Origin of the sequence: Duganella sp. Root198D2, assembly GCF_001428585.1 — a bacterium.
In the GTDB taxonomy this organism is placed as follows: Bacteria; Pseudomonadota; Gammaproteobacteria; order Burkholderiales; family Burkholderiaceae_D; genus Rugamonas.
In genome coordinates, this window is the sequence record NZ_LMIC01000016.1 from 21,189 (window position 1) to 43,041 (window position 21,853).

At 63.3% G+C, this 21,853-nt stretch carries 22 protein-coding genes and 1 pseudogene; 11 read left to right on the forward strand and 12 right to left on the reverse strand.

Annotation, left to right across the window (positions count from 1 at the left end; genetic code table 11):
- Positions 1-2: 2 nt before the first annotated feature.
- Genes ASE26_RS15955 through ASE26_RS15980 form a run of 6 tightly spaced genes read left to right on the forward strand, consistent with a single transcriptional unit; the run spans position 3 to position 4,459 of the window.
- Positions 3-704: an SPOR domain-containing protein gene (locus tag ASE26_RS15955; RefSeq protein ID WP_055928543.1), complete on the forward strand. Its 702-nt coding sequence runs from the start codon at positions 3-5 to the stop codon at positions 702-704.
- A 14-nt stretch (positions 705-718) separates the two neighbouring features.
- Positions 719-1,387, forward strand: coding sequence for a thiol:disulfide interchange protein DsbA/DsbL (locus tag ASE26_RS15960; protein ID WP_055928546.1), 669 nt, complete (start codon positions 719-721; stop codon positions 1,385-1,387).
- A 4-nt stretch (positions 1,388-1,391) separates the two neighbouring features.
- The gene (locus tag ASE26_RS15965) at positions 1,392-2,165 is read left to right on the forward strand and encodes an SDR family oxidoreductase (RefSeq protein ID WP_057246539.1); all 774 of its coding nucleotides are present in this window, start codon (positions 1,392-1,394) and stop codon (positions 2,163-2,165) included.
- Positions 2,162-2,974 (forward strand): biotin--[acetyl-CoA-carboxylase] ligase, encoded by an 813-nt coding sequence (locus tag ASE26_RS15970; RefSeq protein ID WP_057246540.1) that lies wholly within the window; start codon positions 2,162-2,164, stop codon positions 2,972-2,974. The genes ASE26_RS15965 and ASE26_RS15970 overlap by 4 nt, the downstream gene beginning before the upstream one ends.
- Complete coding sequence (locus ASE26_RS15975) at positions 2,971-3,750, forward strand: type III pantothenate kinase (RefSeq protein WP_055928555.1); 780 nt, start codon at positions 2,971-2,973, stop codon at positions 3,748-3,750. The genes ASE26_RS15970 and ASE26_RS15975 overlap by 4 nt, the downstream gene beginning before the upstream one ends.
- Before the next feature lie 16 nt (positions 3,751-3,766).
- A complete protein-coding gene (locus ASE26_RS15980; protein WP_057246541.1) occupies positions 3,767-4,459 on the forward strand; it encodes an SPOR domain-containing protein in 693 nt (230 codons plus the stop codon).
- On the opposite strand, the gene ASE26_RS15985 is transcribed toward ASE26_RS15980, so the two are convergent.
- Genes ASE26_RS15985 through ASE26_RS16010 form a run of 6 tightly spaced genes read right to left on the reverse strand, consistent with a single transcriptional unit; the run spans position 4,446 to position 11,211 of the window.
- Positions 4,446-5,444, reverse strand: a complete 999-nt coding sequence (locus ASE26_RS15985; protein WP_057246542.1) for a septal ring lytic transglycosylase RlpA family protein — start codon at positions 5,442-5,444, stop codon at positions 4,446-4,448. The genes ASE26_RS15980 and ASE26_RS15985 overlap by 14 nt on opposite strands.
- A complete protein-coding gene (gene rodA, locus ASE26_RS15990; RefSeq protein ID WP_055928562.1) occupies positions 5,441-6,556 on the reverse strand; it encodes a rod shape-determining protein RodA in 1,116 nt (371 codons plus the stop codon). The genes ASE26_RS15985 and rodA overlap by 4 nt, the downstream gene beginning before the upstream one ends.
- Positions 6,557-6,565: 9 nt before the next feature.
- Positions 6,566-8,641 carry a penicillin-binding protein 2 gene (mrdA, locus tag ASE26_RS15995; protein WP_055928565.1) on the reverse strand — a complete coding sequence of 692 codons (2,076 nt, stop codon included), beginning with the start codon at positions 8,639-8,641 and terminating at the stop codon, positions 6,566-6,568.
- A 2-nt stretch (positions 8,642-8,643) separates the two neighbouring features.
- A complete protein-coding gene (gene mreD / locus ASE26_RS16000; protein ID WP_055928570.1) occupies positions 8,644-9,156 on the reverse strand; it encodes a rod shape-determining protein MreD in 513 nt (170 codons plus the stop codon).
- Entirely contained in the window at positions 9,153-10,121 is a 969-nt protein-coding gene (gene mreC, locus ASE26_RS16005) for a rod shape-determining protein MreC (protein WP_055928662.1), read from the reverse strand. Before mreC ends, mreD begins: the two co-directional genes overlap by 4 nt.
- A gap of 46 nt (positions 10,122-10,167) precedes the next feature.
- The gene (locus ASE26_RS16010) at positions 10,168-11,211 is read right to left on the reverse strand and encodes a rod shape-determining protein (RefSeq protein WP_028102363.1); all 1,044 of its coding nucleotides are present in this window, start codon (positions 11,209-11,211) and stop codon (positions 10,168-10,170) included.
- A gap of 242 nt (positions 11,212-11,453) precedes the next feature.
- On the opposite strand from ASE26_RS16010, the gene gatC reads away from it, so the two are divergent.
- The 3 genes from gatC to gatB all read left to right on the forward strand — a co-directional run bounded on the left by gatC (position 11,454) and on the right by gatB (position 14,861).
- Positions 11,454-11,753, forward strand: a complete 300-nt coding sequence (gene gatC, locus ASE26_RS16015; protein WP_055928573.1) for an Asp-tRNA(Asn)/Glu-tRNA(Gln) amidotransferase subunit GatC — start codon at positions 11,454-11,456, stop codon at positions 11,751-11,753.
- Positions 11,754-11,766: 13 nt separating this feature from the next.
- Positions 11,767-13,242 (forward strand): Asp-tRNA(Asn)/Glu-tRNA(Gln) amidotransferase subunit GatA, encoded by a 1,476-nt coding sequence (gene gatA / locus ASE26_RS16020; protein ID WP_057246543.1) that lies wholly within the window; start codon positions 11,767-11,769, stop codon positions 13,240-13,242.
- Positions 13,243-13,400: 158 nt separating this feature from the next.
- Positions 13,401-14,861 (forward strand): Asp-tRNA(Asn)/Glu-tRNA(Gln) amidotransferase subunit GatB, encoded by a 1,461-nt coding sequence (gene gatB / locus ASE26_RS16025; RefSeq protein ID WP_055928579.1) that lies wholly within the window; start codon positions 13,401-13,403, stop codon positions 14,859-14,861.
- A 42-nt stretch (positions 14,862-14,903) separates the two neighbouring features.
- Here gatB and ASE26_RS16030 read toward each other — a convergent pair whose 3' ends face one another.
- The 3 genes from ASE26_RS16030 to pyrE form a co-directional block, all read right to left on the reverse strand.
- Positions 14,904-15,806, reverse strand: coding sequence for an alpha/beta fold hydrolase (locus ASE26_RS16030; protein ID WP_055928582.1), 903 nt, complete (start codon positions 15,804-15,806; stop codon positions 14,904-14,906).
- A gap of 4 nt (positions 15,807-15,810) precedes the next feature.
- On the reverse strand, positions 15,811-16,185 hold the full coding sequence (locus ASE26_RS16035; protein WP_055928585.1) for a hypothetical protein: 375 nt from the start codon (positions 16,183-16,185) through the stop codon (positions 15,811-15,813).
- Positions 16,186-16,257: 72 nt separating this feature from the next.
- Positions 16,258-16,914 carry an orotate phosphoribosyltransferase gene (pyrE, locus tag ASE26_RS16040; protein WP_055928587.1) on the reverse strand — a complete coding sequence of 219 codons (657 nt, stop codon included), beginning with the start codon at positions 16,912-16,914 and terminating at the stop codon, positions 16,258-16,260.
- Positions 16,915-16,962: 48 nt separating this feature from the next.
- Here pyrE and ASE26_RS16045 point away from each other — a divergent pair, with 48 nt between their 5' ends.
- Positions 16,963-17,733 carry an exodeoxyribonuclease III gene (locus ASE26_RS16045; protein WP_055928590.1) on the forward strand — a complete coding sequence of 257 codons (771 nt, stop codon included), beginning with the start codon at positions 16,963-16,965 and terminating at the stop codon, positions 17,731-17,733.
- A gap of 18 nt (positions 17,734-17,751) precedes the next feature.
- On the opposite strand, the gene ASE26_RS16050 is transcribed toward ASE26_RS16045, so the two are convergent.
- Both ASE26_RS16050 and ASE26_RS16055 read right to left on the reverse strand, forming a co-directional pair.
- On the reverse strand, positions 17,752-19,956 hold the full coding sequence (locus ASE26_RS16050) for a TonB-dependent siderophore receptor (protein WP_057246544.1): 2,205 nt from the start codon (positions 19,954-19,956) through the stop codon (positions 17,752-17,754).
- A 69-nt stretch (positions 19,957-20,025) separates the two neighbouring features.
- On the reverse strand, positions 20,026-20,616 hold the full coding sequence (locus ASE26_RS16055) for an acyl-homoserine-lactone synthase (RefSeq protein ID WP_055928596.1): 591 nt from the start codon (positions 20,614-20,616) through the stop codon (positions 20,026-20,028).
- A gap of 138 nt (positions 20,617-20,754) precedes the next feature.
- Here ASE26_RS16055 and ASE26_RS32065 point away from each other — a divergent pair.
- Positions 20,755-20,928: pseudogene (locus ASE26_RS32065) on the forward strand (XRE family transcriptional regulator); the annotation flags it as partial.
- Positions 20,929-20,994: 66 nt separating this feature from the next.
- Here the strand turns inward: ASE26_RS32065 and ASE26_RS16060 are convergent.
- On the reverse strand, positions 20,995-21,714 hold the full coding sequence (locus tag ASE26_RS16060; RefSeq protein WP_229207109.1) for a LuxR family transcriptional regulator: 720 nt from the start codon (positions 21,712-21,714) through the stop codon (positions 20,995-20,997).
- Positions 21,715-21,853 lie beyond the last annotated feature (139 nt).

Here is a 21,853-nt window from a genome sequence, read left to right on the forward strand (position 1 = left end):
ACATGGCTTTTCGTTCCCTTCGCTTTTCTCCGCGTCAGCAACAAGGCAACACCTTAGTTGGCTTCATCATCGGCCTGGTCATCGGCCTGGTCATCGCCGTCGTCGTGGCCCTGAGTATCACCAAGGGCCAGACGCCGTTTACCGACAAGGCGCCGAAGAACGGCAAGGCGACCGATGAAGCATCGGGCCAGATCGCCGATCCGAACAAGCCGATGTACGGCAACAAGGAGGCCGTGAAAAAGGCGAACAGCGAATTCGAGCGCGACAGCCAGAAACAGGCTCCCGCCGACGCATTGCAGAAAGTGGTGGACAACATCCAGGCGCAGGGCCAGGCTCCGGCCAAGGCGCCCGCCCCTGCTCCGGCGCCGACGCCGGCCGCCACCTCGCCTGCGGCCCCGCCGCCGGTCAACAGCGCAGCGCCGCCGGCGCAGGCAGCCGCCCCGGCGCCTGCCCTGCCTGGCGAAGACAAGTTCGTGTACTACCTGCAGGCCGGCGCCTTCCGCGAAGTCGGCGACGCCGAGAACACCCGCGCCAAACTGGCCCTGCTGGGCTTCGAGGCTACGGTGTCCGACCGCGCCACCGATGCCGGCGTGCTGCACCGCGTGCGCATGGGTCCTTTCACCCAGGTGGAGGCCATGAACAAGGCGCGCGCCAAGCTGTCTGAAAACGGCATCGATGTTGCCGTCGTCCGTAATCAAAAATAAGGGAAGTCTGAGCGATGAAACTGTTTAAGCAGATCCTGGCCGTGGTCCTGTGCGGCGTAGCCTTTGGTGCCCTTGCTTCGCCAGCCGCCCCGGTTGCGGGCACCGACTATGTAGTGCTGCCCGAGCCGCAAAATGTCGATACCGGCAAGAAGGTCGAAGTCATCGAATTCTTCGCCTATTACTGCCCGCACTGCTATGCGCTCGAACCCGCCATGGCAGCCTGGGCCAGGAAACAGGGCGACAACGTGGTCTTCAAGCGCATCCACGTGGGCCGCGGCCCGTCCGTGCTGCCGCAGCAGAAGCTGTTCTTCGCACTGGAAGCCCTGGGCCTGGTGGAACAGAACCACGCGAAAGTGTTCGCTGCCATGCATGAACAGGGCAACTCCCTGCGCAATGACACCGCGGTGATCGACTGGGCCGCCAGCAACGGCATCGACAAGACCAAATTCACCGAAGCCTATAACAGCTTCGGCGTGGCCGCCAAAGTGCGCCGCACGGAACGCTTGATGGGCGATTACCGCGTCGACTATTGGCCGATGCTGATCGTTGACGGCAAGTACATGACCTCCCCTGCCGAAGCAAACAAGAACGTCAAGCCGGTGCCGGACGAGGCCCAGCAGCATGCCAACGCGCTGACCGTGCTGGACTTCCTGGTGTCCAAGGCAAAGGCGGAGAAGAAGTAAGGCTTTGAAGCGCGTTTTCATCACTGGCGCCTCCAGCGGCATCGGGGCAGCACTGGCAGCGCACTATGCTGCCCAGGGCTGCACTCTCGGCCTGCTGGGCCGCCGCGCCGGCGCGCTGCAGGCGCTTGCCGCCACCCTGCCCAATCCGGAGCGCCACCGCTGCTACGCGGCCGACGTTACCGACCATGCGGCGCTGCGCAGCGCCGCCCAAGATTTCCTCGCCCATGCCGGCGGCTGCGATATCGTCATCGCCAACGCGGGCATCTCGCACGGCACCATCACCGAACTGGCGGAAGACTTGCCGGTGTTCGAATCCATCATCGCCACCAACGTCACGGCCACCGTGGCGACATTTGCGCCCTTCGTGGCGGCCATGCGCGCACAGCGATCGCCGGCGCGCCTGGTCGGCATAGCCAGCGTCGCCGGCGTGCGCGGTTTGCCGGGCGGCGGCGCCTACAGCGCTTCCAAGGCGGCGGTGCGGGTGTATTGCGAATCGCTGCGCGTCGAATTGCGCGCCAGCGCCATCAAGGTTGTCACTATCGCGCCGGGCTATATCGACACGCCGATGACGCAGCAGAACAAATATCCCATGCCATTTCTGATGCAGCCGGCAGATTTCGCCGCGGCCGCGGCGCGCAGCATTGAACGGGGCGACAGCTATCGCGTTATTCCGTTCGGCGCAGGCATGATCGCTCGTTTGCTGCGCGTCCTGCCGAACTGGCTGTACGACCGGGCTTTTGCCAAGGCGCCGCATAAGGCGCGCAAGGGCACGATATGAATGCAGCACCTCTCGCCGCAGCGGCGATGCGCACGCTGCTTGCCGACAGCGCATCGCACGTCGCCATTGAAGTGGTGGACGAAACCGGTTCCACCAACGCCGACTTGCTGGCACGCGTGCCTTGCGCTGCGCATGCTGCTCCCGATGCGCTGCGCGGACCGGTGCTGCGCGTGGCCGAGCGCCAGACCGCGGGACGGGGCCGCGCCGGCCGCAGTTGGCTTTCCGCGCCCGGCGCTTCGCTGACTTTCTCCGTCGCCTGGCCGTTCCGCGCCCCGCTGCATCGCATGGTGGGTCTGCCGCTGGCAGTCGGCGTAGCGCTGGCCGAAACCGTGAACGGACTGGGCGTGCCGGTCCAGCTCAAATGGCCGAACGATATGCTGAAGGATGGCGCCAAGCTGGCCGGCATCCTGGTCGAAACGCAGGCGGCGCCGGACGGCACCATCTGGGCCGTCATCGGCTGCGGCATGAACCTGCTGATGCCGGACGAGATGGAAGCGGCCATCGGCCGCGAAGTATCCTCCGCTCCGTGGCTGGCGCAGATGGACCGCAACGCCTTGCTGGCGCAATTGCTTAGCCGGCTGTGCGCCGTGCTGGCGGAATTCGACGATACCGGCTTTGCCGCCTTCACCGAGCGCTGGAACGCGCTGCAGGCGTGGCGCGGGCAGCCGGTGCGCTTGCTCGACCAGGGCGAAGTCCAGCAGGAAGGCCTGGCCGCCGGCGTGGACCAGCATGGCCGCTTGCTGCTCGACACCCCTGCCGGCCGCGTGGCCGTGCTGTCGGGCGACGTTTCGCTGAGGCTCGCGCCATGACCTACGACTTGCTGATCGATGCCGGCAATACCCGCATCAAATGGGCCCTCGCAGCGCCCGCAGCCGGCCTTGGCGACTGGCTGGCACAAGGCGCGCACATGCACGCAGAGGCTGCCGACTTCCCGCCGGCGCTCTCCTCCGCCCTGGCCGCAGCGAGCGCCGGCGCCGTGCCGGCCATCGGCCGCGTGCTGGTAGCCAACGTAGCCGGCCAGTCCGTACGCGATATGCTGGCCGGCTGGCTGGCCGCGCCGCAGCTGCGGATCCAGCCGCCAGCGATCGAATGGTTCGCCTCGATCGCGCAGCGCGCCGGCGTCCGCAACGCCTACCGCAATCCCGCGCAACTGGGCTGCGACCGTTTCGCCGCCGCCATCGGCGCTCACGCGCTATGCCCGGGCAAGGCGATCGTGGTCGCCAACTGCGGCACCGCAACCACCATTGACGCGATCACGGCCGACGGCACTTTCCTGGGCGGCATGATCCTGCCGGGCCTGGGCCTGATGGCCACCTCGCTGGCCAGAAATACCGCCCAGCTGCCGCAAATCAAGCCCGGCAAGCTGCCGGAAGGCTTCGCCGACAACACCGATGACGCCATCCTGTCCGGCTGCCTGGCCGCGCAAGCCGGTGCGATTGAACGCGCATTTGAGTTGCATCAGGCCGTAGAATGTATTATTTCCGGCGGCGCCGCGCCTTACGTCGCGCCCGCGGTTCCCGTGCCGCACCGCCATGTCGAAAACATTGTGATGATAGGACTGCACGCTGCCCTGCGCAGCGCCTGACCCGTATGGAGTGCCCGTGCTGAAACTGATTTTCGCCCTGCTGCTGGTCGCCAATGCCGCGCTGTTTGCGTACGGCGAAGGCTATCTCGGCCAATTCAGCGGCAATGAGCGCGAACCTGCGCGCCTGCAGAAGCAGCAAAACGCCGACAAGCTGCTGCTGGTCAGCGCCAGCAAGGCGGAAAGCGCCGTAGCCGCGGTGGCCCCGCCGCCGCCGGTGCCGCGCGACGAGCCGGCAGCCACCGTCTGCCTGGAAGTCGGCAACTTCGTGCTGGACGATGCCCGCAAGTTTGAGAACCGCCTGGCCCCGCTGGAACTGGGCGACCGCCAGCAGCGCCGCAATGTGTCGGAACAGGAAGTGTCGAGCTACATCGTGCATATCCCGCCGCAGGCCACCCGCGCCGCCGCCGAAAAGAAGGCCGACGAACTGCGCGAGCTCGGTGTCACCAACTTCTTCATCCTGAACGACAGCTCGCCGTTGAAATGGGGCATCTCGCTGGGCGTATTCCGCACGGAAGCGGCGGCGCAGGCGCAACTGGCAGCGCTGGTCAAGCAAGGCGTGCAGAGTGCGCGCGTGGCGCCGCGCTACGCCAGCAGCAAGCAGGTGTACTTCCAGTTCCACGACATCAGCGAAGACGCCAAGTCACGCATCGCCAAGATCGCCGCCAGGTTCCCGGAACAGGAAACCCGTTCCTGCTCTAACGCTCGATAACGATCGGCTTCAGTTTCAGGCTGGAAGGCAGCGCTTTGCCGGCTGCCAGCGCATCTTCGCGGCTGGCATACGGGCCGGCAAACAGGCGATAGAATTTGCCCGCCTGCTCCATGTCCATTTTCAGGCCGGCGTCGCTGGCCTCCAGTCGTTTGCGCAAGCCGTCCGCGCCGTCTTCACGCGCATAGGAACCCAGTTGCAGGTAAAAGCCTTGCTCGCCTGCGCCGCCCAGCAACACCGGCTTGGCCTCGTCGCCATCGGAAGAGGCCAGCATCGGCGCCGCCTTCGGCATGCTTTGCGGCGCCGGGGCCGCAGCAGCCGTAGCCGGTGCGCTGCCGCCGGCTTTCCGCGCTGCGATCATGCGTTCGATCTCGGCCGGCGGCAGGTGCACCACCTCCAGCTGGCTGGTGCCATTGACCAGCAGGCCAAGCTTCAGCGCCGCGGTATAGGAAACATCGATGATGCGGGTCGAATGGAACGGCCCGCGGTCATTGATGCGCACCACCACCGAATTGCCGTTAGAGATATTGGTCACCCGCGCGTATGACGGAATCGGCAGCGTCGGGTGCGCCGCGGTCATCTTGTACATATCGTAGATCTCGCCGGACGAGGTACGCTGGCCATGGAATTTCTTGCCATACCAGGTACCCGTTCCGCGCTGCTTGAAATCCGAACCGAGCGGTATAGGCTTGTAGCTCTTGCCGAACACCACGTAAGGGCGGTTGGAGTAAGGTGCGAGGGGATCGTTGCGCACCTCGGCGTCCGGCGTCTCGATCAGCCCCGCCGGCGGCTTGTCGCCCGGGCCATCGTCCTGGTAGTAGGCGCCGCGTCCGGAGCCCGCAGCCGGCAGCACCGGAATGCCCGGCTGCGGCCTGGCCGTCACCGGCGAAGGCGGCTTGCGCGAAGTTGAATCGGTCTGCGTGGTGCCGCAAGCGGCCAGCAGGGCGGCTGCCGCAAGCGGCAGGAGTCGGATTGCGTGCTTCTTCAAGTTTGCACCAGCTTTCTATGTCGCTGGATCGACATCAGGATGCCCGACGCCAAACCCAGTGTCAGCAGCGCAGTGCCGCCGTAGCTTATGAACGGCAGTGGCACGCCCACTACCGGAAGGATACCGCTCACCATGCCCATGTTGACGAAGGCATAGGTGAAGAAAATCATCGTGATCGCGCCCGCCAGCAGGCGCGTGAACAGGTTCGGTGCGCCCGATGCGATCATCAGCCCGCGGCCGATCAGCAGCAGGTAGAGGAACATCAGGACCAGGTTGCCGACCAGGCCGAACTCCTCCGAAAACACGGCGAAGATGAAGTCGGTGGTGCGCTCGGGGATGAATTCCAGGTGGGCCTGGGTGCCCTGCGTCCAGCCTTTGCCGGTCACGCCGCCGGAGCCGATCGCAATGGTCGACTGCAGGATGTGGAAGCCTTTGCCCAGCGGATCGGAGGTCGGGTCGATCAGGGTCATGATCCGCTCGCGCTGGTAGTCGTGCATCATCGACCAGGCAACCGGCAGGCAGGCCGCGCCCATCAGCAGCAACGCCAGGATGGCTTTCCATGCCAGGCCGGCCAGGAAAATGACGCAGGCGCCAGCAGCCACCACCAGCAGCGCCGTGCCCAGGTCGGGCTGGCGCGCAATCAGGAACACCGGCACCAGCAGCAGCAGTGCGCCCAGTGCATAGGCATGCCAGCGCATATGCCCATGGCGCTGCTGGAAGTACCAGGCCAGCATCAGGGGTACTGCGATCTTGGCAAATTCGGAAGGCTGGATCTGTGCAAAACCCAGGTTAAGCCAGCGCCGGGCTCCCAGCTTGATGGTGCCGAACAGCGCCACCGCCACCAGCAGCGACACCGTCACCACGTAGGCAGGCAGCGCAATGCGCATCATGTTCTGCGGCGAGATATTGGCCACGAACCACATCACCAGGAAGGACATGGCGATATTGCGCAACTGGTCCTCGATCTTGCCGGGAATGCCGATACTGGCCGAATACAGCGCAACCAGGCTGGTTGCCAGCAGCATTACGATGACCAGCATCAGCGGGCCATCGAATACCGTCACATATGGGCGCATGCGCCGCCACAGCGAGCGCCTTTCATTGATTGGCATGCTGCCTCCTTATTCTCTCTTGCGCGGCGGGCTGGCCGGCGGCTTCTGGTCTGCCGGCGCTGGCGCCTGCGGTGCCGGTGCTGGTGCCGGCTGCGCCGGCGCTGCCCCCGGGCCCAGTTGCTGTGCGCGGCGCTCGGCAGCCGCGTCCACGTCTTCCTCAGGCAAGTCTTCCACCGGAACCGTGACCGCATCCTCCTTCGGCACCGGCGTCGTTTCCTTTTCGGTCGGGCGCTTGCCAAGCAGCCAGTAGTCCAGCACTTTACGTGCAATCGGCGCCGCCACGGCGCCGCCGAAACCGGCGTTCTCCACGATCAGCGCCAGCACGATCTTCGGTTTGTCGGCCGGGGCAAAGGCGGTGAACCAGGCGTTGTCGCGCAGGCGCTCGTCAAGGCGCGCCGCGTTGTACTTCTCATTGGCCTTGATCGCCACCACCTGCGCAGTACCGGTCTTGCCGCCCACGGTATAGCCGGCATTCAGGAAAGCGCGGTAGCCAGTCGCACCGGGCTCGGTGGTCACGCCCACCATCGCATCCTTGATGAAGTCGATGTTGCCCTGCTTGAGCGGGATGCGGTAGCTTTCCTTCGCCACGGTCAGGGTGCGCTTGCGCGTGCCGCCGTCTTCCAGGATCTTGACCAGGTGCGGCTTCATCACCACGCCGTTGTTGGCCAGGTTGGCCACCGCGTGCGCCACCTGCAGCGGTGTGTAGTTGTTGTAGCCGGAACCGTTGGACACCGAAATCGTATCGCCGCCGACCCATTTGCCGGCCGCCGGATTCTTCTTGAAGCGCTGGCGCTTCCATTCCTGCGAAGGGAGCACGCCCTTTTTCTCGTTTTCCAGGTCGATGCCGGTCAGCTGGCCGAAACCGAATGGCGCCATGAAGTCATGGATCAAATCGATGCCCATGTCGCGGCCCAGCATGTAGTAATAGGTATTGCACGACACGACAATGGATTTGCGCATGTCGACCATGCCATGGCCGCCCACCACGTCGTCGCGGAACTTGTGGGTGCCGAGGTAGAAGAAGCCCGGGTCGGCAATCGCCTGGCCGGTGGTGCGCTTGCCGGTTTCCAGCGCGGCCAGCGCCATGAACGGCTTGAAGGTGGAGCCCGGCGCATAGGTACCGGACAGCGGCCGGTTCATCAGCGGCTTGTCCAGCGAGGTATTCAGTTCATTCCAGCTTTGCGCATCGATGCCATCCACGAACAGGTTGGGGTCGTAGCCCGGGCGCGACACATACGCCAGCACGTCGCCGGTGCTCGGCTCAATCGCCACCAGTGCGCCGCGGTATTCGCCGAAAGCGTCCTCTGCGATCTTCTGCAGCTCGATGTCGATCGACAGGATCAGGTTGGAGCCCGGTGTGGCCGGTGTGCGCGACAGCGTGCGAATGGCGCGTCCGCCGGCGGTGCGTTCCACCTCCTCGTAGCCGGTGACGCCGTGCAGTTGCCGCTCGTAGCTCTTCTCCAGGCCTTCCTTGCCGATATGTTCGGTGCCGTTGTAATTGGCTTCATTCTCGCTTCCTTCCAGCGCCTTCGACTCGGCCTGGTTGATACGGCCGATGTAGCCGACCACGTGCGAAGCCACCTCGCCCAGCGGATACTGGCGGAACAGGCGCGCCTGGATGTCGACGCCGGGGAAGCGGAAGCGGTTGGCAGCGAAACGCGCCACTTCCTCGTCGGTCAGGCGGCTGCGCAGGGGGACGCTGGCGAAGCTTTTGGATTCTTCCATCAGTTTCTTGAAGCGGCGGCGGTCCTTGCTGGTGATGTCGACCAGCTTGGCCAGTTCGTCGATCACGTCTTCCATCGGCGCGGCCAGCTTGGACGGCGTGATTTCCAGCGTGATCGCGGAATAGTTGCGCGCCAGCACCACGCCGTTGCGGTCGAGGATCAGGCCGCGGCTCGGCACGATCGGCACCACCGCAATGCGGTTATCCTCGGCCTTGGCGATGTAGTCGTTATGCTTGATGACCTGCAGCCAGATGAAGCGGGCCAGCAGCAGCGAGAAGCAAAAGAACACCAGCCCGCCCAGTACGGACAGTCGCACCCGGAAGCGGTGCAGGTCTTGCTCTGTATTCTTGAACTCGGTCATGCTCAGATCGGGCGGGTGTGGTCTTTATCCACTGCGCGGCGCTGCGGCGCCAGCAGCAGCATGGTGGCCAGTGGCCACAACAGTGCAGCAACCACGCTTTCAATGAAGAAGAACCAGCCGGGGAATTTTCCGGCCACGATGAAGCGCACCACCATTTGCACGGTTTGCGCCAGCAACAGCAGCGGCACCACGTGCAGGATTTGCGTGGTCACCCGGAACCACAGGATGCGGCGGTGCAGCATGATGGCGAAATAGGACAGCAGCGTGTAGGCCAGCGCATTTTCGCCCAGCAGCGATGCGTCATGCACGTCCATCAGCAGGCCGAGAAAGAAGGCGGTGCCGATGCCGACCTTGCGCGGCTGGTGCACGCCCCAGAAGACCAGCGTCAGCGCCACGAAGTCCGGCGCCGCGAAAAAGCGGCCCCAGGGCAGCATATTGAGCAGCACCGCGCAGAACAGGCTGAAAAAAATGAACAGCGGGCTGACCGGCAGCAGGATGTATTGTGGACGGTTCATCGGGTCGCCTCTTTCGGTGCTTGCGCGGCTGCCGGAGCCGGCGCCTGTGCAGTTTCCGCCTTGGTCTTTTCCTTATCCTTTTTCTTCGACGGCTTGGAAACCGGCTCTTCCTCCGGAGGTCGCGGCGGTATGTCCGGCAGCGACATCAGGATCAGCAGCGCGGTATTGCGTTCGGTACCTGCCAGCGGCGCGCAGACCACGCGGCCGAAGGCGCCGCTGGCATTGCTCTCCACCTGCACCACGCGCGCCACGGCCAGGCCGGCCGGGTACACGCCGTCGATACCGGAAGTAATCAGGATGTCGCCGACCACCACATCAGCCGTCGGCGCCATGAAGCGCAGGTCCAGGTTGCCCGACTGGCCGCGGCCGACGGCCACGGAACGCAAGCCGTTGCGCAGCACCTGCACCGGAATCGCCTGCTCCTTATCGGTCAGCAGCGTGACTTCGGAAGTGAACGGGAACACCCGCGTCACCTGCCCCACCACGCCCTGGTTGTCGATCACCGGCAAGCCGGCTGCCACACCATGCTGGGTGCCGCGGTTCAGGATCACCTTGCGCGTGAACACATCGCGTGCTTCGTACAGGATTTCAGCCAATTGCGACTTGCCCGGCACGCGCTGCTGCGCATCGAGCAGCTTGCGCAGCTGGTTGTTTTCAGCCTGGTAGAGCTGCGCCTGCTGCAAGGCCTGCGAGGCGGCGATCTGCTGCTGCTGCAGCACGCTGACCTGCTTCTCCAGCTTCGACAGCGTGGAGAAATAGTCGCCCATGCCGTACATGGCATCGCGCGGCAGCAGTGCGATTTTCTGCAAGGGATAGAGGACGAAGCCGACGCCCTGCCGGACTGCCGTCAGCGCATTGACGCGCGAATCGGCCAGCAGCAGCGCAATCGAAATGCACGCGAACACCATCATCTTGAAACGGGCGGACGCGCCTTGCTTGAACAGTGGCGGTGGACTGTATTCCATGTCTTCCAATTAAGAAGGGCAGCTTCCGCTGCCCTTTTTCTCAACTTTACTCGTAGGAGAAGATGGATCCCAGCTGGTCCATGCGCTCCAGCGCCAGGCCGGAGCCGCGCACCACGCAGGTCAGCGGGTCTTCTGCCACCAGCACCGGCAGCCCGGTTTCTTCCATCAGCAGGCGGTCCAGGTCGCGCAGCAGCGCGCCGCCGCCGGTCAGCATCATGCCTTTTTCGGCGATGTCTGCACCCAGTTCCGGCGGGGTCTGTTCCAGCGCGTTCTTGACGGCGGAGACGATGTTGTTCAGCGGGTCGGTCAGCGCTTCCAGGATCTCATTCGAAGAGATGGTGAACGAGCGCGGGATGCCTTCCGACAGGTTGCGGCCCTTGACTTCCATTTCCTTGACTTCGGAGCCAGGGAAGGCGGAACCGATAGCCTTCTTGATCGCTTCAGCGGTCTGTTCGCCGATCAGCATGCCGTAGTTGCGGCGGATGTAGTTGACGATCGCTTCGTCGAACTTGTCGCCGCCCACGCGCACGGAGCCCTTGTACACCATGCCGCCCAGCGAGATGATGCCCACTTCGGTGGTGCCGCCGCCGATGTCGACCACCATGGAGCCGGTCGCGTCGGACACCGGCAGGCCGGCGCCGATCGCCGCTGCCATTGGTTCTTCGATCAGGTACACCTGCGATGCGCCGGCGCCCAGCGCCGATTCACGGATTGCACGGCGTTCCACCTGGGTCGAACCGCAAGGCACGCAAATGATGATGCGCGGCGACGGGCGGAAGAATTTCGAGTCGTGCACCATGCGGATGAACTGCTTCAGCATCTGCTCGGTGACGGTGAAGTCGGCGATCACGCCGTCTTTCATCGGGCGGATCGCCTCGATGTTGCCAGGTACTTTACCCAGCATCTGCTTTGCTTCTTTACCAACGGCCTGGATCGTTTTCTTGCCGTTTGGGCCACCTTCCTGGCGGATCGCCACGACCGAAGGCTCGTCCAGCACGATGCCGGAACCGCGTACGTAAATCAGGGTGTTTGCCGTACCCAGGTCGATGGCCAGGTCAGACGAAATATAGCGACGTAAAAAACCAAACATGAGTGTCCTGTAGGGCGCAATGCGCAAAATTCGTTATATATGAGGTATCCGGTCAAATGCGGCCGGGCGGGTGTTCAGCACCAGCAGCGCATTAACCCGCGATTGTACCTTATAATCTACAGCTTATTTGCCCTAAATCCACTCTATTGTGCGAGCACGCAACCGTTGATTTATGCGGTGTTCGCCGCGATTTAACTGGTGATAGGCAACCGATCCAATAAATTACACTTCTGACAATTTCCATGTCCCTGACCCTGAACGACGTTGAACGCATCGCCAAGCTGGCCCAGTTGGAGATGGACCAAGCCCATTCGGCCAATATGCTGGACAAGCTGAATGGCATTTTCGCGCTGGCCGAGCAGATGCAGGCCGTGGACACCGAGGGTGTCGCCCCGCTGTCGCACCCGCTGGCCAATGCCATGCAGGTCGCACTGCGCTTGCGCGAAGACGTGGCCACCGAGCCGAATCGCCGCGAGGAATACCAGCAAGTGGCACCAAAGACCGAAGATGGCCTGTATCTGGTGCCAAAAGTGATCGAATAAGCGAGAACAGAGAATGCATACCAAAACAATCAAAGAGCTGTCCGATCTGCTGCAAAAGAAGGAAGTCAGCGCCGTCCAACTGGCGAGCCACTTCCTGGACCGGATTGAAAAGAGCGACCTGAACGCCTTCCTGCACGTGGACCGCGCGCTGACGCTGACCCAGGCGGCCGACGCCGACAAGCGCATCGCCAACGGCACGGCCACGCCCCTGACCGGCGTGCCGATCGCGCACAAGGACATCTTCGTCACCAAAGGCTGGCGCTCGACCGCCGGCTCGAAAATGCTGGCCAACTACACCAGCCCGTTCGACGCCACCGTGGTGCAGAAGTTCCTGGACGCCGGCATGGTCACCCTCGGCAAACTGAATTGCGACGAATTCGCCATGGGTTCCTCGAATGAGAACTCGGCTTTCGGCGCCGTGAAAAACCCTTGGGACAAGTCTGCCGTTCCCGGTGGCTCGTCCGGCGGTTCCGCGGCTGCGGTAGCTGCCCGCCTGGCCCCAGGCGTGACCGGCACCGACACCGGCGGCTCGATCCGCCAGCCGGCTGCGTTCTGCGGCATCACCGGCATCAAGCCGACCTACGGCCGCGCCTCGCGCTTCGGCATGATCGCCTTCGCCTCCTCGCTGGACCAGGCCGGCCCGATGGCGCAGACCGCGGAAGATTGCGCGCTGCTGCTGTCCGCCATGACCGGTTTCGACGAACGCGATTCGACCAGCCTGACCACCGAGCAAGGCAACGCTGCCGAAGACTTCACCCGCGACCTGGGCAAGCCGCTGGCCGGCCTGCGCATCGGCGTGCCGAAGGAATACTTCGGCGAAGGCCTGGCTGCCGACGTCGAAAAAGCAGTGCGCGCCGCGCTGGCCAAGTTCGTGGAACTGGGCGCCACCCTGGTCGACATTTCGCTGCCGAACACCGCGCTGTCGATCCCGGCCTACTACATGATCGCTCCGGCCGAAGCATCGTCCAACCTGTCGCGCTTTGACGGCGTGCGCTACGGCCACCGCGCCGAGGGCTACAAGGACCTGCAGGACATGTACAAGAAGAGCCGAGCCGAAGGCTTCGGTCCGGAAGTACAGCGCCGCATCATGGTCGGCACCTACATCCTGTGCCACGGCTACTACGACGCCTACTACCTGAAAGCGCAGAAGATCCGCCGCAAGATCACGCAGGACTTCGCCAATGTGCTGGGCAGCCAGTGCGACGTGATCATGGGCCCAGTAGCGCCAACCGTGGCCTGGGACCTGGGTTCGAAGGCCGACGATCCGGTAGCGAACTACCTGGCCGACATCTTCACCCTGTCCACCAGCCTGGCCGGCCTGCCTGGCATGTCCATCCCTTGCGGTTTCGGCGATGGCGAGAAGAACGCCAAGCGCCCGGTCGGCCTGCAAATCATCGGCAACTACTTCGCTGAAGCGAAGCTGCTGAATGTGGCCCACAAGTTCCAGCAAGCGACCGACTGGCACAAGCGCGCACCGAGCGGCATCTGATAAATTCGGTGCCAGGTCTGTCATTCGGACATCGACGCAGGCTCTTTGACAAATCTCAATACGCAAAACCAGACAAAATCGCGTATTGAGATAAATCAAACAAACTGCTCGGATGTCCAAATGTCAGACCTGGCACCGACCTTGAAAGAGAGAAGAATATGGAATGGGAAGTCGTCATTGGTATTGAGAACCACGTACAGCTCACTACCGACTCCAAAATTTTCAGCGGCTCGCCGACCAAGTTCGGCGCCGAACCAAACACCCAGGCCAGCCCGGTTGACCTGGCGCTGCCAGGCGTTCTGCCGGTGATGAACAAGGCTGCGGTTGAACGCGCGATCCGCTTCGGCCTGGCCGTGGGCGCGAAAGTCGCGCCGCAGTCGATTTTCGCCCGCAAGAATTACTTCTATCCTGACCTGCCGAAGGGCTACCAGATCTCGCAGTTCGAAGATCCGGTGGTGCAAGGCGGCCAGCTGACCTTCGGTTACGAGAAGGACGGCAAGTTCGTCACCAAGACCGTGAACCTGACCCGCGCCCACCTCGAGGAAGACGCAGGCAAATCGCTGCACGAGGATTACCACGGCATGTCGGGCATCGACCTGAATCGTGCCGGCACCCCGCTGCTGGAAATCGTGTCCGAGCCCGAAATCCGCTCCGCTGCCGAAGCTGTGGCTTACTGCAAGGCCCTGCACGGCCTGGTGATGTGGCTGGGTATCTGCGACGGCAATATGCAGGAAGGCTCCTTCCGCTGCGACATCAACGTTTCCGTGCGCCCGAAGGGCCAGCAGGAATTCGGCACGCGCTGCGAACTGAAGAACCTGAACTCCTTCCGCTTCATCGAGGAAGCCGTGCACGTTGAAGTGGCGCGCCAGATCGAGCTGCTCGAAGACGGCGGCAAGGTGGTGCAGGCGACCCGCCTGTACGATCCGGACAAGAAGGAAACGCGCCTGATGCGCGAGAAGGAAGACGCGCAGGATTACCGCTACTTCCCTGATCCGGACCTGCCGCCGCTGACCATCGGCGCCGACTGGATCGAGCGCGTGAAAGGCTCGATGCCGGAGCTGCCGGCCGTGATGCGCACGCGCTTCGTGGAAGAATACAAGCTGCCGGAATACGATTCGCTGATCCTGACCGCCTCCAAAGGCATGGCGCTCTATTTCGAAGCCGTGGTTGCGGCTGCGGGCAAGGAAAACGCCAAAGCCGCCGCCAATTGGCTGATGGGCGATGTGTCGTCGACCTTGAACCGTGAAGGCGTGGAAATCGCCGACGCGCCGGTGCTGCCGGTACAACTGGCCGGCATGCTGAAGCGCATTGCCGACGGCACGATCTCCAACAAGATCGCCAAGGAAGTATTCGGCGCAATGTGGGAAGCCAAGTCGGAAGACCCGAACCTGGTCGATGTGATCATCGAGCAGAAAGGCCTGAAGCAGATTTCCGACACCGGCGCGCTGGAAGCCATCGTCAACGAAGTCATCGCCAACAACGAGAAGTCTGTTGAGCAGTACCGCGCAGGCAAGGAAGCGGCAATCAACGCGCTGATCGGTCAGGCGATGAAGGCATCGAAGGGCAAGGCTAATCCGGCGCAGCTGACCGAGCTGCTGAAGCAGAAGCTGGCTTCCTAAAACCGGTAAACCGGGGTCTGCAGCGCGGCCCGCGGCCGAAGATCATGCGGGGTCAGGCACTTGTGCCTGACCCAGGTCTACCGGTTTTGAAAGGTGCGCGCACATCCAGCGCAAGATATCCGCAAAGATCTCCTCCCGGTTCACCTCATTGAAATTCTCGTGATAGTTCTCATGCTGCACATGGCACTCCAGCAGCTTTGGATCAACCATCGCCAGCAGATCCAGGGTAGCCTTCGGGTCGGCAAGTTTGTCATCCCCCGCCACCACCGCGTATAACGGCCAGCGCCAGGTCGGCATCTTCTCCGCCAGCCCTTTTTGCGCGCCTTGTAAGGCCACGCCAAACCGCACCGTACACTCGCGCGCCCGCACATCATCCGCCTCATCGCGATGATGACGCGCCGTAATCGCAGCATCATGCGTCAGCACATCGGTCAGTGACGCCATCGGCACCTTCATGGTCGGCGCCAACGCCGCCAGCACGCCGGACAATTTCTCCAGCAGCACCGGCACCTTGATCGCATTCACGTAATACGGCGACGACAGCACAAAGCCCTTCACCAGCGGATCGCGCTCCAGCACTTCTAGCCCGAAGCGCGTCGCAATCAGGGCCCCCATCGAATGCCCCATGACGAACACCGGCACGCCCGGATAATGCTGCTTGGTCCAATGCAGGAACAACTCCACCTCTTCAACGAAGATGCGGAAATCCGGAATATCCACACGGCGGGCATTCTCATGCCCGCACAGGTCGAACGCCACGGTCGCAAAGCGGTGCTGTTTGAAATACAGCGCCGGCGTCACATAATCGCCCGCATGCGCCAGCCCGCCGTGGATGGCCAGCAGCACCCCAGCCGCCGGCTTCTCAGGTTCCCAGATATGGATCTTGCGTTCGGCGCCGCTGCGCCCCTTGAATGTGGCGAAGCGGTCTTCGGAAAATCGGTTCATGCGGTCACGAGGAAATGCTCAGCGCAATGCCCATCTCCAGCATCAGCGAGAGGTCGGCCAGCGTGAAATCGAGAGTGGATGCGCGCTGGCTGGGCGCGGCGGGAGAGAAGGCAACGCGCAGTTCGGCCTGGATCGGCGCAACATCGAAGGTGATACCGCGCGCCTGGCACTCGTGCAGGTAGGCGCGCACCTTGCGCATCAAGGCGTCCGGATCGGGATCGGTACCCAGCGTGGCATAGAAGCCATGGTCAAGGCGGGTGCGGCCGGTCGGGCTGGTGTCACCCTTCCTCCAGTCGCTTTCAGGCTCGCTGGGAAGCCCGTCCCGCACGTCCGCGACCGCAGCTTCGTCGCCGTACACCTTGAGCGTTGCGATGTTCATTACTTTCCTCGATCTAATGTTGTAAGGAAGCAATCACAGTCTAGCACAACGCCCGGCCAGCGCCAGCGCGGTTTACTCCACCCCGTATTTGCTGCGGTAAGCGGCTACCGCGTCCTTGTGCTGTGCAAGCGACGGGTCGGCCGACAGGTAGGTAAACAGGTCGGACAGGTTGCCGATCGAAATCACCGGGATGCCGTAGTTCTTGCTCACCTCCTGCACCGCCGACAGCTCGGACATCTGGCCATCCTTGCCGCCGCGCTCCATGCGATCCAGGGCGATCAGTACTGCGCACGGTTCGGCGCCGGCGTTGCGGATCATCTCCACGGATTCGCGCACCGAGGTGCCGGCCGAGATCACATCATCAATAATGACAACTTTACCAGTCAGCTTGGCGCCTACCAGGGTGCCGCCTTCGCCGTGGTCCTTGGCTTCCTTGCGGTTATAGGCGAAAGAAGTGTTGCGGCCTTTGCCTGCCAGCGCCATCGAGGTCGCGGAAGCCAGCGTGATGCCTTTGTAGGCCGGGCCAAACAGCATGTCGAATTCGACGCCGGAGTCGAGCAGGGTCTGGGCGTAGAAGTCGGCCAGCCTGGCCAACGTCGCGCCGTCATGGAACAGGCCAGCATTGAAGAAATAGGGCGATTGGCGCCCTGCTTTGGTCGTAAACTCGCCGAATTTCAGCACTCCCGCCTGTACGGAAAACGCGATAAACTCTTGCCTCAAATTGCTCATAGTGCACCCATCTCTGTTCAAAGTGCCGATATTTTAACCGGAACACCTATGCCAAAAATCATTTCCGCAAACCTGAACGGTATCCGCTCCGCCGCCAAGAAGGGCTTTTTCAACTGGATGGGCACGATCGACGCCGACATCATCTGCGTGCAGGAACTGAAGGCGCAGGCACCGGACATGACCGGGGAATTCCTCAACCCGCACGGCTACCACGGCCACTTCCATTACGCGGAAAAGAAAGGCTATTCCGGTACCGGCATCTACAGCAAGGTCGCACCTGACCGGGTGGAGATCGGTTTCGGCAGCCCGGAATTCGATGCCGAAGGCCGCTACGTGCGCGCCGATTTCGGCAACCTGACCGTGATCTCGGTGTACTGCCCTTCCGGCTCGTCGTCGGAAGAACGCCAGCTGGCCAAGTTCCGCTTCATGGAGTTGTTCCTGCCGCACCTGCAGCAGCTGCGCGCCGAAGGCCGCGAGTTCGTCATCTGCGGCGACTGGAACATCGCCCACAAAGAGATCGACCTGAAAAACTGGAAGGGCAACCTGAAGAACTCCGGCTTCCTGCCGGAAGAACGCGCCTGGATGAGCAGGCTGTTCGACGAAGTCGGCTACGTCGATGTGCACCGCGGCCTCGACCAGCGCCCGGAGCAGTACACCTGGTGGTCCAACCGCGGCCAGGCTTACGCGAAGAACGTGGGCTGGCGTATCGACTACCACGTCGCCACCCCGGGCATCGCTTCCAGGGCGCACACCGTGTCGGTCTACAAGGATGAAAAATTCTCCGACCACGCGCCGCTGATCATCGAATACCACGCCTGATGCGCGGCGCGCTGGCCGCTACAGCTTGAGCTCGAACGCAAAGGTGTAGCTGGGGCGCGATTTGCGCCCCACCTGGAGCCTTGTGCCATCGTCCGAACTGGTGGTTCGCTCCGACCATTGTGCCGCTGCATTGGTGGCGCCCAGGCGCAAACTCGCTTGCGGGGTCAGGCTCCATTGCGCATACAGGTCGATGGCGCGGCTGTGGCCCAGGTCCAGCGCCTGCGACATGGTTTGCTGCGTCAGGTAGCCCGGCGTATAAGACAGGTTGGCCCCGACCGCCAACGGCCAGTTGCGTGCCCGGTAGTCGAAACCGACGGTGCCGGACCAGGGCTGCTGGCCATCCAGCCGGCTGTTGGGTAACGGCACCGCATCCACCTTGCTCGTATAAAAATTCAGGCTGCTGCGCAGTTCCAGCCGCGTTTTCGGATCGACCCAGCCGGGCAGCAACTGCGCCGCACTCCCCTTCAGTTCCAGTTCGATGCCGCTGCTGCTGGCGCGCGACAGGTTCTCGGGCCGGCTGACCCAACGCGGCACGCTGGCCCAGGCTGGGTGTTCCAGCGTGGTGACATTGCGTATCAGGTCTTTCACGCGGCGATGGAACAGGCCAATGCTGAACAGGCCGCCGCCACTGAAATAGTGTTCATACGCCAGGTCCAGGCCGCTTGCCAGTTCCGGCCGCAGCAAGGGGTTGCCGACCCGGTCGGCCGCCACCGAATCATTGCCCTGGCTGGGCAGCGGATAGATGCTGTTCAGCGTTGGCCGGGCAAGCATCGCATACAGGTCTGGCGCCTTGTAGCTGCGCGTAATGCTGGCGCGCAGCACATCCCGCCCCTTGGCGTCCGGCTTGAAGTTGATATGCAGCAGCGGCGACAGCACCTGGCTGTGGTTGCGCACCGGCTGCTCCAGCGTATCGCTGCGCAGGGTGATGGCCTCGCGCCGCAGGCCGCCGTACAGCAGCCACTGCTCCGACAATTCCCATTCATCCTGCAGGTACCAGGCCTGCCGCTCGATGCGGGCCGACAATGGCAAGCCATCGATGCCCGGCAGCTGGTCGGCGCCAAGCACCGTGATGCTGCGCGCGTCGTCGCGGCGCCTGGTTTCGAGTTCCCAGCCGGCCGACAGCCGGTGCTGCTCGCCCACCAGCTGGCCAATCTTGCCCGAGTGGGTAAAGCTGCGGTCGCGGCTTTCCCCTACGCTGCGGCGGTAGGGCTGGCCGGCGCGAATGGTCTGGTTGTCGAAATTGTTGACTGCCTCGCCAGCGCTGAATTTCAATTCAAGCTTGCGTTCGGCCGCAAAGCGCCGCTGCCACTGCGCACTGAGCCGGCGGTTGCTGGCGCTGCCGGCGTTGCGGCTGGAGTCTTCGAACAGCTCCGGCGAACTGGCGGCCAGGTTGTCGAACTGGACCTTGCTGTGCCAGTCGGCGCGCTGCAGGAAAGCTTGCAGGTTCAGGGCCTGCTCTTCGTCGATGCGCCAGTTCATTTGCGGCGCGGTGTTGAAGCTGTGGCCCCACATGTCATGGGCGGCCAGTTGGCGCGCGAATCCTGCGTCGCCTGTGCCCTGCGGCACCACCCGGCTGGCCCGCATGTCGGCCCGGCCATGGTACTCATAGCCCGACACCGGCAGTGAATAGGACAGGTCGCCGGCCCGTGCGCTGTACAGGGCGCTGGCGCTGGGTGTAGGGTGCTCGGCGCCGTAGGCCAGTCCAAGGCGTACGCTTTGCTGCACCTTTTTCGGCACGCTGCGCAGCACGATATTGATGCTGCCGGCCATGGCCTGGGCGCTCTGGTCAGCCGTAGCGGCCTTCTGGATTTCAATGCGTTCCACCAGGGCCGGATTGAGCTGTTCCAGAGAGAAGCCGTTGGGCGCCGGCTCGCCGTTGAGCAGGATCTGGGTATACCCGGCGCCCAGCCCGCGCAGGCGCGGCGCGCCGTTCTGGACATCCACGCCCGGCAGGCGGCGCACCACATCGTTCAGGTTGCTGTCGCCGAATTTGTCGATTTCCTCGCGGCCGTAGGTCTGCCTGGCCACAGCCGCATTGCGCCTCAGGTCGAGATCGCTTTGCGGCCGGCTCTTGACTTCCACCCGGTACATCTTGTTGTCGTAGGCCGAGCGCGAGTTGGGGTCGGCGCCGACCGGCATATCCTGTCCGGCGGCATTGCCCAGCTGGCACAGCACGGCCATGCCCACTGCCGCGGCGACGGGCGTCTTGTCGAAATTCTTCATGGTCCGGTACCTAAGATTGGTCGCGCCAGTGTATTGGCGACGCCGGCGCCGGCGTCACTGGCAGATCTGCTAGTTCAGCAAGCTCGTGCGAGCCAGGCCCAGCGATTGCATGGAAGCTTCGATATCGACGTAGATCGCCACGGCGCTTTCGCGCCCCATGTGCAGCGGAGCGCCCATGCGGCGCGTCACCAGGCCGGCGCGGCGCAGCATGCGTTCGATCGCGGTGGCCGTCACGGTGACATACTGGGCAACCCCGTGCTGGTGGCCGTAGCGGATGATTTCGGCGATCGACTGCATGGTCATTGCCGAAAAGCCGAAGCTGGACACGCCTTCCGCTTCGACGGCGAACCGGCTCAACTCCCAGATGCGCGGATCTTCCGGCGCCGGCTGGCCGTGCAGGAACTCGGGGAAGGTGTCCTTCAGCATATAGGGGCCGGTCGTGGGCAGCAGGCGCCAGCAGCCGCGCAGCAGCCCGCCCTCTTCCCGCATCATCATGTAGTAAGGATCCATCGCATCGTAGCCGTCGATTTCCATGCCGCTCAGCACCGGCACCTTCCATCCCATGCGCTCGCTGAACACCTTGGCGCGCAGGCGGTGCATGGCAAACAGGTCGGACTGCAGGAAGGCGTTGCGTTCCGCGATTTCGATGTTCAGCTGCATGATGGCTCCTTGTAGTGGGGTCGAAGAGCCTTCATTGTTATGCGCCATGCATACGGCGCAAACTAGCAGATCTGCTAGCTCGACGCTCCAGGCGCCGATGCTAAGCTTGGTCCCCGCCCCTTTCAGGAACACAGAATCATGAGCCGAATTCCTGCGCAGCTGGCGCGGCGTGCCGCCAGTGAACAACTGCGCTGGCTACGCCTTTCCCGGCGCGAAACGCAAAGCGAGTTCTGGGCCCAGTTTGGCGTCACCCAGTCGCAAGGCAGCCGCATCGAACAGGGCAGCTGGGTGCCGGCGCCGCTGGCAATCCTGCTGGCCCTCTACCTGGACATGCACATCAGCGATGTCGACCTGGCGGCCGCACGCCGGCACCCCGGCCTATTCGGGTGCGACCAGGCCGGCCGCGATGGATTTGACGATGGCTTGCTGGCGCGTGCTGACATCGAACTTGCGCATGATGTTCGCCAGGTGGAAATTGACGGTGGCTTCCGAGCGGCCCAGGATGCGTGACACTTCCCACGACGACTTGCCGGCCGCTACCCACTTCAGGCATTCGAGTTCGCGCGCGGTCAGCTTGACTGCCGGCGCCGTGCTTTTGCCAGGGCTGAATTTGCGCGCCGACTCCTGGGCGTAATCGCGCACCAAAGCCACGCTGGCCAGCAGTTCGAGCTGGCCGGCGCCAGCCTTGGGCTGCAACTGGTCGCTGACGAAACTGAGCATGCCGAATTCACCCGAGCGCCCGTGCACCGGCAGGGTGACGCCTGCGCGCAAGCCGTAACTTGCCGCCTGCTCGTAAAACTGCTGCTGGCGCTCGCCCTGGAAGCTGGCTGGCTGCCAGATGATCGGCAGGCTGCTGCCAAGGCAATGGCTGACCGTCGGGTCCACGGCATGCAGGTGCAGCTTGTCATAGGCGGCGCGCCACTCGCTTGGGTAATTGCTCACCAGGAATGCCGACTCCAGCGGCTGCGCCCTGTTGGGCACGACACCGAACAGCGAATATTCGAACCCCAGTTGGGCCGCCAGCGCGGCCAGCGCCTGCGCCCACTCGGTGTCGCTTTGCGCCTCCATCAACGTGTGCAGTTGGTCCTGTTTCAGCACCTTGCCTCCCTTTGATCTGCACCCAGCTTGCTGATTGAAAATAGAGATTATTATTTAAGCAATTACCAACATTCAATCATCAATGTAGTTTTTTGTCAACAAACGGTCTTCCCTAGCAGATCTGCTAGTTCCCGGCCCA